The organism is Flavobacterium columnare NBRC 100251 = ATCC 23463 (assembly GCF_002530675.1).
Taxonomy (GTDB): Bacteria; Bacteroidota; Bacteroidia; order Flavobacteriales; family Flavobacteriaceae; genus Flavobacterium; species Flavobacterium columnare.
In genome coordinates, this window is sequence record NZ_PCMX01000069.1 from 20,207 (window position 1) to 33,296 (window position 13,090).

The window sequence follows — 13,090 nt, forward strand, 5'->3', positions numbered from 1 at the left end:
AATTGACTAAAAACAACAGAATTATGCACATTGAACAGGCAATTTTAGAAAAAGCAAACATTTGGTTAACCCCCATTTTTGATAGCGAAACCCAAGAAATCATTAAGGAGATGATGACCTCATCACCTAAAGAATTAGAAGATAGTTTTTATAAAAATTTAGAATTTGGCACGGGTGGTATGCGCGGCATCATGGGAGTGGGAACCAATCGAATTAACAAATATACTCTGGGTAAAAATACGCAAGGTTTGTCTAATTATTTAAAAAAATGTTTTCCAAACGAAGAAATAAAAGTAGCAATTGCTTATGACTGTCGCACTAATAGTAACACATTAGCGAAAGTTGTTGCCGATGTTTTTTCAGCTAATGGAATTAAGGTGTTTTTATTTTCTGAATTAAGACCCACACCTGAATTATCATTTACGGTTAGACATTTGGCTTGCCATGTGGGCATTGTACTAACCGCATCACACAATCCTCCCGAATACAACGGTTATAAAGTGTATTGGCAAGACGGAGGTCAGATTGTACCCCCACAAGACAAAGAGATTATTCAAGCTATTGAGGCTTTAGAGTATGCTGATATCAACTTTAAATCAAACGAAACCCTTATTGAATATATAGATAAGGAAATAGATGATGCTTTTCTAAAAAGCACACTTGAAAATGCCTGTTTTAACACAACAACGGAAGCTAAAAAAGATTTAAAAATTGTTTATACTTCATTACACGGTACCTCTATAAAGGCAATCCCTAACGTTTTAAACGCTGCTGGATATACTGATCTAAATATCGTAGAAGAACAAGCTGTCCCAGATGGTAATTTTCCTACTGTAAAATCACCGAATCCAGAAGAACCAGAAGCTTTGACTCTGGCCGTAGAATTAGCTAATAAAATAAATGCCGATATTGTTATTGGAACCGATCCTGACTCTGACCGTCTAGGAGTTGCCGTGCGAAACAATCAAAACGAAATGATTCTTTTAAACGGAAATCAGACTATGGTACTCATGACTGCATTCTTGTTAGAACAGTGGAAGAAAGCTAATAAACTAACAGGTACGGAATTTATTGGATCTACTATTGTTTCTACTCCTATGATGCTTGATTTAGCAGAGGCTTATGGAGTAGAATGTAAAGTAGGACTAACAGGATTTAAATGGATTGCTAAATTTATTAAAGATTTTCCGAACCAAAAATTCATTGGTGGTGGTGAAGAAAGTTTTGGTTTTATGGTGGGCGATGCTGTACGTGATAAAGATGCAGTAGGTGCAATTCTATTAATTTGTGAGATTGCTGCACAGGCAAAAGAAGCGGGTAAAACATTGTATCAAAGATTAGAAGAACTGTATGTAGACTTTGGCTTTTATAAAGAACACCTTATTTCTATTACAAAAAAAGGAATAGATGGAGCCGCTGAAATAGAAGCCATGATGAAAAATCTTCGTGAAAACCCAATGAACGAAATCAATAATGAACGGGTAGTTTGTGTAGAAGATTACCTAACTTCTAAAGGTAAGGATTTTATGAATGGTGAAGAATTTGATATTCATGTTCCTAAATCAAATGTTTTAATTTATTACTTAGAAGATGGTAGTAAAATATGCGCACGTCCGAGTGGAACAGAACCCAAAATTAAATTTTATTTCAGTGTAAACTGTACTATTGATTCAACAGCTGATGTTCCAGAAGCAGAAAAACAGTTGAACACTAAAATAAAAAATATCATTAACGATATGCAATTGAACTAATGGATCATAATTTAAAAAAAATAATTCCATACGCATTAAGCTATAAAAAGAACATTCTTTGGAATGTTCTTTTCAACATCTTGTATGCCCTATTCAGTACGCTCTTGATGGTATCTATCATGCCTACACTTGAGGTTCTTTTTAAACAAAACGCAAGAATTAGCAAAAAACCCATTTATACAGGTATATCTAACTTAAAAGAATTTTTATCTGATTCTTTTAATTATAAACTGACTGAAATTTCAGATGAATACGGCAAGCAAAACGCATTATTAGTAGTTATAAGTATTGTAATCATTACAGCTTTATTAAAAAACTTATTTAACTATTTAGGCTCAAGACAAGTTACGGTATTACGAAATGGTGTACTTAGAGATCTCCGAATTAAACTTTATCACAAGATCATTAACTTACCTGTATCTTATTATTCAGATACTCGAAAAGGAGACGTAATGGCTCGTATGTTAGGCGATGTGGGTGAGGTTCAAAATTCGTTTTTTCAAATTTTAGAACTTATTGTTCGCGAACCAATGACAATACTTTTTTCAATTATTGCCATGTTATTCATTAGTATAAAACTAACTTTATTTGTTTTTATATTTATTCCTATTTCAGGTTTTATCATTTCAAGAATTGGCAAAACATTAAAAGCTAAATCGCAAAGAGCCCAACAAGAGCAAGGCATTTTCATTTCTATTTTAGATGAAACTTTATCAGGATTAAAGGTTGTGAAAGGATTTAATGCTGAAGCTATTTTTATCCAAAAATTTAATGACTCTGTCAATCGTGTATTAAAATTATCTAATAGCATAGCGAATAAGAACAACCTCTCCTCTCCTATGAGTGAGTTTTTTGGCATTGTAACCATTGCTACTCTTTTATGGTATGGAGGTCATTTAGTTTTAATTGAAAAAAGTCTTGCAGGAACAGCTTTCATTGGTTATATAGCATTGGCTTACACTATTTTACAACCTGCCAAATCTATTTCAAAAGCTTCGTATCAAGTAAAAAGTGGTTTAGCTGCTGCTGAAAGAGTTTTTAGTTTACTAGAACAAGAAAGCCACATAGTAGATCAACCTAATGCTCTAGATCAAAAAGAATTTAAAAATTCGATAAAAATTGAAAATATCAATTTTAGTTATAAGGATGAAAAGGTTTTAAAGAATTTTACAATTGAAGTTCCTAAAGGTAAAACCATTGCTCTAGTAGGGCAATCAGGATCGGGAAAAAGTACAATTGCCAATTTGCTTACTCGTTTTTACGATGTAAATGAAGGAACAATAAGTATAGACGGAACCGACATTAAGGATATTTCAATGCAATCTTTAAGATCCTTAATGGGAATTGTTACACAAGACTCGATTTTATTTAATGATTCCATAAAAAACAATTTATTAATAGGCAAACCTACTGCTACTGATGAAGAAATCATTAATGCCTTAAAAATTGCGAATGCTTATGAATTTGTCAAAGACTTACCTAACGGAATTGAGACCAATATTGGCGATGCTGGTGGAAAATTATCTGGTGGCCAAAAACAACGCTTATCAATTGCAAGAGCAGTCTTAAAAAACCCTCCTATTATGATTCTTGATGAAGCTACTTCTGCGCTTGATACTGAAAGCGAAAAACTGGTACAAGTAGCTCTTGAAAATATGATGCAAAACAGAACTTCTATTGTAATTGCACACCGCCTTTCAACCATCCAAAAAGCAGACAATATTATTGTAATGCAAAAAGGAGAAATCGTTGAACAAGGTACGCACAGTGAATTACTTGCAAAAGAGGGTATGTATGCAAAGCTCGTAATGATGCAAAGTTTGGAGTAAAATAATAAGGCTGTCCAAGAAGTAATAAATCAACATTATGTTATTTCTCCCTTTGGTCGAAATGTCAAGATTGCGGACTTTTTGGACAGTCTCATTTATTAAGAAAATCTTATCATATTTTAAACTCTTGGGCTACCCAATCTTTTTTAACATCAACATAAAAATAATGCAAGCCATCCATTTTGTCAAAAGCACCATTTTTATTACGATCTTCTATTGTTCTAAAAAAGATTTTGTTTACTGCTTCTACATAATTCCAATCGATCAATTCCTGCATATCAATTGAAACCTTAGTAAATTGATTCCCTAAATCAGTGCTCAAATACAAAGATTTCACATCATAAGAATCTACTTTACCATCTTGATTCGTATCACTATCGGCCATGACATATACTAAAATCTTTCTGGACTTAAGATAAGTCATTCGTTCAATTAAAACAGATTTATCCGTTAATATATGTAAAGAATCTTTTCCTATTTCCTGAAACTTAACGTTTTGCAAATATCCTGTAAGTTCTTCGTCTAAAACATTTGACACATTAAACCCATTCATATCCATCTTGTCCCCATCATAATTTCCTTTTTTCAGATCACTTACCCTGAGTTCCCCCATTGGATAAATCAAAACATTGGAACTAGAAAACTGTATGGGTAAATCTGCAACTAATAAACGAGTTGTATCTTTCTTTATTTCAACCTGTTTTACAGGTCTATCATATTTTACTTTTGGTTTTTGTTCTTCTTTACAACTTCCTAATGAAATAATTAAAGGCAGAAAATATAAAATATTCTTTTTCATCGCAGTTCTATTTGATCCAAATATACCTATTTTTTAGTTTATATCTTAACATTTAATTTTATACTAAATACACGAGTTGTTAAGTAATTAGGTACTCCATATTGGTTTTTAGTATAGACATCTCTCACCCATGTATTTGTAATTGAGTTCTGATTATCAAACATATTAAAAATTTCCATTCCAAGAGCCAGTTCTTTAAAGTGTCTTAACCAATTATCTTTTTCTTTGGCTCTAGCTCTATCTGTAAAGACGTATGAAAAACCAATATCTGCTCTACGATAATCTCTTAATCTTGATTGATATTCATAGGGATTTGCATAAGAAGGTGATCCTCCTGGCAGACCTGTATTATACACTAAATTAAGATACATTTTTAGAGCGGGTATGTTAGGAACATAATCCTGAAACAAAGCTCCGAACTTTAATCTTTGATCGGTAGGTCGAGGTATGTATCCTTTTCCTTCAATTGACTCTTGTGTATCCATATATCCAAAACTTAACCATGATTCAGTCCCTGGAATAAATTCACCATTCATTCTAACATCTATTCCTTTAGCATAAGCTTCGGCATTATTAATAGCTTTATAACGAATCCTTACATTATCTATCGTATAAGGATTTACATTGTTCATATCTTTATAGTACAATTCAGTAACCAACTTAAATGGGCGCTTCCACATTTTAAAACTAAAATCGTGTCCTAAAACTATATGAGTAGATTCTTGCGCCTTGATATTAGGTTTAACTTCCCCTAAGGAATCTCTTAACTCCCTATAAAAAGGCGGTTGATGATACCAACCTCCTGAAATTCTAAAAAGCATATCTGTTCGCCAGTTCGGTTTTATAGCAAATTGTACTCTTGGACTAAACGTAATTTGGCTATTGCCTTTTTTAAGTATATCTATAACTTTCCAGCTTTGAGTTCTTACTCCTGCGTTTATAAACAATTCATATTCTCTCCACTTTAAACGTTTATTCCACTGAAAATACGCAGAAAAACGATTAATATTAGTATAATTAACAACCCTAATACTAGTATAAGGTACTAAAGGTCCTATATAGGGAGTATAGGGTTGAACCTTTTTAGGGAAAATTTTAGGAGGGTTTAATAAGAAACCCGCAGAATCAATTACTTCCCATTCTCTGATTCTATCTCGTATACTTTCATGCGTGTATTTAAATCCCCAGTCTATTTGATTCTCTTTTATCTTATGATTCCCTTTTAGTTCAGTATTTACAATTAAAGCATCTAAATCATTACGAGCATGTGTAAGCTGAGAACCTATTCCTCTAGCATATTCGACATTACCAAAACTAGAATCCCCTAAATTAGAGTTTATCTCCCCTAGTTTATATTCTGCCATTATATCATAATACTCTTGTTCAATCGTATGATAAATTGAATTAATCCACTTTAAATTAGAATTATCATTTATCTTGTAATGTGCTTTTATAGCTCCAAAAGTAGTTGTGTAAGCGTCTTTTTCAACGCCCTCATACTGTACTAATAAAGCCAGAGGTTCTTGTAGTGATCCAAAATTAGTTTGCCTAGAAAAAGGTCTGTAATCATACTTATTTTGTGATACATTTCCTAAAAAACCCAATTGCCATTTAAGATTAGGAGTAAATGTTATATATGTTTGTAAATCTGCAAATCGCGGTTTGAAATTTGTTTGAGTTTCTTGACTCTTTACTAATAAACTATTATCTCGATAACGAATTCCTGTAACAGCATTCCATTTTTGATCTTTCGATACATTATCCATAGAAACACTTCCTCCTAAAAACGAGGCTTCAAGAGAGGCACCAAATTTAGTTGGTTTTCTATACGTTATATCTAGTACAGACGACAATTTATCCCCATATTTAGCCTGAAATCCTCCTGATGAAAAATCAACGTGTTGAATCAGATCTGTATTGGTAAAGCTTAAACCTTCTTGTTGACCCGATCGAATTAAAAAAGGCCGATATACTTCTATTTCATTTACGTATACTAAATTTTCATCATAATTGCCTCCTCTTACAGCATATTGTGTACTTAATTCATTGTTAGAGTTAACTCCTGGTAACGATTTTAAAATATTTTCCACCCCTGAATTAGCTCCTGGTATTAATCGAATGGCTTTAGGTGATAATGTCGTAATTCCTTCGACTCTTTTTTTGTTACTATTAGATATAACAATTTCCCCAAGTTGTTCCATCGTACTTTTTAGCACAACATTAAATTCATAATCTTCATTAGGATTTAGTTCTAACGAAATAACAGCCGTTTTTAAAGATAAATGCGTAAACTTTAGGTTGGATTTTACTTTTGAAGGGATGGCTAGTTGATAAAACCCATTTTCATTCGTTTTGCTATTTTTTTGTTGAAATGATACATTAACTCCTTCTACAGGATTATTATCTTCATCTAACACTATTCCTTTGACTCTAGCCATTTGTCCTAACAAGCTAAATGAAAATAGAAGTAATAAAAAAGAAAATTTAGTTTTCAAAATTTATGCTTTTGTTTTATAGAAATTGGATTCAAATGTAGTTGTATTTCCTAAATTATCCATTACTTCTAGCTTAAAATCATTTTTACCATCTATAAATTTAGAATCAGAAAAATAATGGATCAATCTATTTAACTTAGGTTCGTACTCCATTAGTATCCATTGATTATTTAGATACGCATTATATGATTTAATTCCCGATAAGTTATCGGAAATAAAAATTTTCAACGAATCTTTTGAGGTTAAATCTTCTCCTATTTTAAAATTAGGGGCATAAATTTTAGGTGCTACGGTGTCTTTAGCAATGAAAAATTTTCCTAATTTTTTTACTTTAATTATAAACTGATCTTCTTTTTTCACAGTGGTATTATACTCTATTCTACCGCCATCTAAATTGGCAATAAACATTTTTTCACGTGCTTCTTTAGGTAAATGAGCCACATCAAACGTAATAGTCATAGACTTACTAATGGCCACGGACTCGTCATGTAAATATAATTCTTGGTTCTTTACATCAAATCTGATGTAAAAATCTTCGTAAAAAGTTTGTTCTGGAATAAACACCGAGATTCCCTCTTTTGAGTACAATTGTTCTATTTGTGATTTTAAAAAATACGGTGTTTTAAGATTATTATTTATCACTGAGCTATTTTCATTAGAAAACTCAATTGGAATGATTATCGTGTTCTTATTGCCGTGGAAATCATAAATTTCTATTTTGTAGTTTAAATTATAATTAGGTTCTACAGCTAATAGTCCGTTATTCTTTTTATATTTTATAATACTTTCTGGAAATATGTAACCTATAAAGAGTTTCTGAAAACGTTGATGCGTTTTTTTATATCTTGAGTAATCTATAAAACAGTTTATATGTTTTGATTCATCAAAAGAAAAACTATCAAATTGATATCCAAAATAAGGTGTTCCATTTAAAAATGTATCCAATTTATAAATTCCATTTTTACCAAAATTATAATCAGATACATCATGAGTATTTATTGCAAATCCTATTGTATCTTTAGCTTTTACAGGGGCGGCAAGATAGGTTCCATCTACTTGTAATGTTAGAGGAATCATTATAGATTGTGAAGAACTGTTGACTACAGCGTTTTTAGATAAAGCATACGCATATAATCCGTCTATAGAAGGGGCTTTTGTATCTTTTATAAAAGCATCATAGCCAAACAAAAAGGGGTTCATAGCTAACTCGGTTTTTGTGTCTCTTATTTCAAAATGCAAATGCGGCCCACTAGACCCACCGGTATTCCCCGTATAGCCTATCAAATCTCCCTTTTTTACAGACAAAAGATCCGCTTTTGGACGTAATTCTAAAACAAAAGTTTTATCAGCATACTGTTTTTCTCGAACATACCTATCAATTGTTTCTGAAAAACGTTGCAAGTGAGCATAGACCGTAGTATAACCATTAGGATGATCAATATACAAACACTTACCATATCCATAAGTAGAAACGTTTAACCGAGAAACAAAGCCATCTGCTGTTGCATATACAGGAAACCCTTCTTTTTGTCGTGTTCTAAAATCTATTCCCGAATGAAAATGATTAGGTCTAAGCTCTCCAAAAGAACCCGCAATATTTAAACCAATATCTAAAGGAGAACCAAAATAATCTCTAGGATATCTATCCTGACAAATCCCTATAAAAGGAACTATCAAAAAAATAAACCAAAACTTTTTAATCATATCACAAAAATTACATCTGTAAACTTAAAGGCTTTTTATCTTTGTGCTAAGATAACGATTCCTTTTTACAATATTTCACGCCTCTTTTTTTATTTTTAAAAGTTTCATTTTAAAACGATTAACAATAAAAAATTGACAATTATCATTTTTTTTCTTCAATCTTATTGTTAAAATACATTTTAAAATTTAAATTTGTAGAGTGATGTGATGTATTTTTATTACGATGGGCAGACTAGAAGGAATAATTAATTCGCTTGAAGTTAAGATTCAGGAACTTTTCCAGAAAATGGAAAACCTAAAACTTGATAATCAAGAACTAAGATTAAAACTTAGGTATTCAGAATCTATTATTCTAAAGCAAAGTCAGGACTTGAAAAAGATGAAGGCTGAACTTGACGCAGTAAAAATGACAAACGCACTTTTAGGTAGTGACGAATTCAAAAGAGATACGAAACTCAAAATAAATTCATTAATCAAAGAAATTGATTATTGTATAGCACAACTTTCGGATTAGAAAGCATAATGAGTGAAAAACTAAAAATAGACATATCAATAGCAGAAAGGCTTTATCCTTTAACGATAGATCCTACTCAAAAAGAAAGCTTATTAAAGGCTTCTCAAAGAATTGACTATATGCTAAGGCAGTTTGAACAAAATTATGCAGTAAAAGACAAGCAAGATTTACTTGCAATGTGTGCCTTACAATTTGCCACTCAAGTAGAACAAAAAAATGAGGAAATAAATGACTCAAATGAACAAGTGACAGAAAAATTAAAAAGATTAAACAATTTATTAGATCAATATCTCTAAACAAAAATACGTTCTTAAAAAATTAGATTTAAAAACACTACCTACATTAGTACCCATTTGATAAACTCAACACTAACGTTTAAAAAGGGCAAATCATCAATACTATAGCAGGCCTTTTAGTAGGAAGCTTGAACATTGAGTTAACCCAAAACTTGCATATTTAGAGTTTATGCAATTTTTCTAATGTAGGTTTTTTTATACATAACACTTAACATAAACTATGGACATTTTAATAGTAATTATTATTGGAATCCTTGGAGTTGCAACAGGTTTTAGTATTGCGAAATACTTAGAAAAAACCAATGTATCTACCTTGATTAAAAATGCAAAAAAAGAAGCTACTTCTATCTTGAAAGACGCTAACACGGAGGCTGAAAACATCAAAAAAGATAAGATATTACAAGCCAAGGAAAAATTCATCGAGTTAAAGGCCGAACACGAACAGGTTATTTTAACTCGTGACCGAAAAGTTGCTGAAGTAGAAAAAAGAACCCGCGACAAAGAATCTCAAGTTTCTAATGAACTTGCAAAAACAAAAAAATTAAATGAAGAAATTGAACACAAAATAAAAGAATACGATTCAAAAGCTGAGAATTTAGAAAAGAAAACTTCTGAAATCGAAAAAATGCACCGAGCGCAAGTAGAACAGCTAGAAACCATTTCGGGGCTATCTGCGGAAGAAGCTAAAAACCAATTAATGGAAAGCTTAAAAGCAGAAGCTAAAACAAATGCTATGGCTCATATTCAAGAGACTATAGAAGAAGCTAAAATGACCGCTCAACAAGAAGCGAAAAAGATCATCATTAATACCATTCAACGCGTAGGAACAGAAGAAGCCGTTGAAAACTGCGTATCTGTATTCAATATTGAATCAGACGACGTAAAAGGGAGAATTATTGGTCGCGAAGGTCGTAACATACGCGCTATAGAAGCCGCTACAGGAGTTGAAATAATCGTTGATGACACCCCCGAAGCCATCATCTTATCATGCTTTGACCCTGTAAGAAGGGAAATTGCTCGTTTATCTCTCCATAAATTGGTTACAGACGGACGTATACACCCAGCTAGAATAGAAGAAGTAGTTGCTAAAACTACCAAACAAATAGAAGAAGAAATTATTGAAGTAGGAAAACGCACCGTAATCGAACTAGGTGTTCACGGCTTACACCCTGAACTAATTAAAATAGTCGGACGTATGAAATACCGTTCTTCATACGGTCAAAACCTATTACAACACTCAAGAGAAGTTGCTAAACTTTGTGGTATTATGGCCGCTGAATTGGGATTAAATGTAAAATTGGCCAAAAGAGCTGGTCTTTTACACGATATAGGAAAAGTTCCTGAAACAGAAAGCGACTTACCACATGCTTTATTAGGTATGCAATGGGCTGAAAAATATGGTGAAAAAGAAGATGTATGCAATGCCATTGGAGCTCACCATGACGAAATAGAAATGAAATCATTAATTGCTCCTATTATTCAGGTGTGCGACGCTATTTCTGGAGCCAGACCTGGAGCCAGACGCCAAGTTTTAGACTCTTACATACAACGCCTTAAAGACTTAGAAGACATTGCTTACGGTTTTGGCGGAGTAAAAAGCGCATACGCAATTCAAGCAGGAAGAGAATTACGAGTAATTGTTGAAAGCGAAAAAGTAACTGATGAAATGGCAGCCAAACTATCATTTGAGATCTCACATAAAATTCAAACTGAAATGACATATCCTGGTCAAGTCAAAATCACAGTAATTCGCGAAACCAGAGCTGTTAATATAGCTAAGTAAAAAATCATCTATAAAANNTTTTATAGATGATTTTTTACCAATTATACCATAATCCTTTTTCTTCGAAAAAACTCAAAATCTAAACAAAATTACCTCTTAAAATAAACTTTAAAAACAGAACCTACACCCAATTTACTAATTACACTAATTTTCCCCCCCATAGCCTCTACTTGATTTTTAGCTATATACAAACCAATTCCTGTAGATTCTCGCTTCTTATGAAACGTCTTATAAGGTCCAAAAACAGCCTCTTGATATTTTTCTAGATCAATTCCTATCCCATTATCTTCAACACATAAAACATCATATTCTGCATTATCATCTAATTCTGATTTTAAATAATACGAAATAAAATTATCTTTTTTAGCAGGATCTGAATATTTAACTGCATTAGTCGTCAAATTAAGAATTACACTTTCAAGATAAGCAGGAATAAAAGAAACTTCAATTTTTTCATCAACTTCCAGATTCACAACAATATCCTTAGCTTGAATCATTTCTTTTAAAACAGATAAAGTTTTTTCTATATAATTCTTTAGGTTGTTTTTTTGTTTTTCATTAATAACTTCTGCCTGAACCCCCACTAAGTCTACTAAATTATCTATAGTTTCTTTTAATTCGTTATACACGATTTGCAAGCTTTCAATAACCTCTTCTGTAGAAACATATCCATTTTTATAAAAGGATAGTAACATATAAAAGTTTTCGGTATGACTCTTTAAATTATGCGAAACAATATGCGCAAAATTCATTAATTTCCCTTTTTGATTATTTACGACATCAAAAGTTTCTCGAAGCTTTTGTTCTTTTTCTTTTTGAGCGGTAACATCTGTATGCGTTCCAATAATCCTCAAAGGCTTCCCAGAATCGTCTCGTTCTATAACCTTTCCTCTATCCAAAATCCATTTATAAACTCCATTACACAAAACACGATGATAGGTTTCATAATGAGGTATTTTACCTTCGAAATGATCTTTTATATTATTAAAATAAATTTCTTTATCGTCTGGATGAACTAACTTATCCCACTTTTCAGGATTTGAAATCACCCCCAAATCTCCTTCATGTATCTCTAGAATCTTAAGCGATTGAGCCGAATAATAAACTTCATTCGTAACCAAATTCCAATCCCACACTCCTATTTCTGAGGCTTGATTAGCAAATTGACTTCTTAATTCAATAATTTTATTCTCTTCTTCTATCTTTTTTTGCCCCGTAATATCCGTCATTACTCCAAAAAAAGAAACTTTATCTTTTTCTTTTTCAACAGTAACAGCCATTTTATACCACTTAAGGCCTTTAGATAATACAACCCTAAAGTCTAGCTCTAAATTCTCTAAGTTTTTTCTACTTTTTTCTATAGAATTTAAAACCTTAGATTTATCTATCGGCAATACTACTTTCCTAAAAATAAGCAAAGGCTCACTCTTAAACATTTCGATATCTGATTCAAAAAAATCATAATAAGGTCCTTGCAAATAATCTACTGTTAAACAACCATCCAGATTTATAGAAAACTGAAAAAACAGCAACGATTGATTGGAAATTATTTTGTTTAAAAAAAAATGATCTGACAGCCCTAATTGCATTTTGGATTCTACTTTTAAAAATAATATTAAACAAAAACATCGACAAATATACTTTTATTCCGTGCAAAACAGATAAGTACAACTTTACATTAAACTTAATAAGATAAAAAAATACTATTTTTTTTTAGATAATACAACTTTAATTAACGACTAATCAACTTAAAAATTATACCAGCTTACTCTTAAAACAATACTATCTTATTTTTTTTAACAACCAAATAAAAAATAAAAAACACACTTTATGTTATTAACATAAAAAATTCGTTTTATAAAACTTTTTAATATCACTCTGCATCTATGAATCTTTTAATACAATAAACAAACTGTAAT

Annotated in this window: 9 protein-coding genes; 5 read left to right on the forward strand and 4 right to left on the reverse strand. The window is 31.6% G+C overall.

The window, feature by feature from the left end; all coding sequences use genetic code 11:
- Positions 1-23 precede the first annotated feature (23 nt).
- Together B0A78_RS10050 and B0A78_RS10055 are read left to right on the forward strand one after the other, a co-directional pair.
- Positions 24-1,751 carry a phospho-sugar mutase gene (locus tag B0A78_RS10050; protein ID WP_077225929.1) on the forward strand — a complete coding sequence of 576 codons (1,728 nt, stop codon included), beginning with the start codon at positions 24-26 and terminating at the stop codon, positions 1,749-1,751.
- A complete protein-coding gene (locus tag B0A78_RS10055) occupies positions 1,751-3,580 on the forward strand; it encodes an ABC transporter ATP-binding protein (RefSeq protein ID WP_014165091.1) in 1,830 nt (609 codons plus the stop codon). Before B0A78_RS10050 ends, B0A78_RS10055 begins: the two co-directional genes overlap by 1 nt.
- 112 nt (positions 3,581-3,692) lie before the next feature.
- Here the strand turns inward: B0A78_RS10055 and B0A78_RS10060 are convergent, their stop codons facing one another.
- Genes B0A78_RS10060 through B0A78_RS10070 form a run of 3 tightly spaced genes read right to left on the reverse strand, consistent with a single transcriptional unit; the run spans position 3,693 to position 8,578 of the window.
- Positions 3,693-4,379, reverse strand: coding sequence for a hypothetical protein (locus B0A78_RS10060; RefSeq protein ID WP_065213166.1), 687 nt, complete (start codon positions 4,377-4,379; stop codon positions 3,693-3,695).
- 38 nt (positions 4,380-4,417) lie between these two features.
- Positions 4,418-6,817, reverse strand: a complete 2,400-nt coding sequence (locus B0A78_RS10065) for a TonB-dependent receptor (RefSeq protein ID WP_169859134.1) — start codon at positions 6,815-6,817, stop codon at positions 4,418-4,420.
- 60 nt (positions 6,818-6,877) lie between these two features.
- A complete protein-coding gene (locus B0A78_RS10070; RefSeq protein WP_077225927.1) occupies positions 6,878-8,578 on the reverse strand; it encodes a M23 family metallopeptidase in 1,701 nt (566 codons plus the stop codon).
- A gap of 379 nt (positions 8,579-8,957) precedes the next feature.
- Between B0A78_RS10070 and B0A78_RS14980 the strand changes: the two genes are divergently transcribed.
- The 3 genes from B0A78_RS14980 to rny all read left to right on the forward strand — a co-directional run bounded on the left by B0A78_RS14980 (position 8,958) and on the right by rny (position 11,171).
- Positions 8,958-9,092, forward strand: a complete 135-nt coding sequence (locus tag B0A78_RS14980) for a hypothetical protein (protein ID WP_257790839.1) — start codon at positions 8,958-8,960, stop codon at positions 9,090-9,092.
- Between the two features lie 8 nt (positions 9,093-9,100).
- The gene (locus B0A78_RS10080; RefSeq protein ID WP_014165088.1) at positions 9,101-9,388 is read left to right on the forward strand and encodes a cell division protein ZapA; all 288 of its coding nucleotides are present in this window, start codon (positions 9,101-9,103) and stop codon (positions 9,386-9,388) included.
- Positions 9,389-9,608: 220 nt separating this feature from the next.
- Positions 9,609-11,171 (forward strand): ribonuclease Y, encoded by a 1,563-nt coding sequence (gene rny, locus B0A78_RS10085; RefSeq protein ID WP_014165087.1) that lies wholly within the window; start codon positions 9,609-9,611, stop codon positions 11,169-11,171.
- A gap of 89 nt (positions 11,172-11,260) precedes the next feature.
- On the opposite strand, the gene B0A78_RS10090 is transcribed toward rny, so the two are convergent.
- Positions 11,261-12,760, reverse strand: coding sequence for a sensor histidine kinase (locus tag B0A78_RS10090; protein WP_014165086.1), 1,500 nt, complete (start codon positions 12,758-12,760; stop codon positions 11,261-11,263).
- Positions 12,761-13,090: the final 330 nt, after the last annotated feature.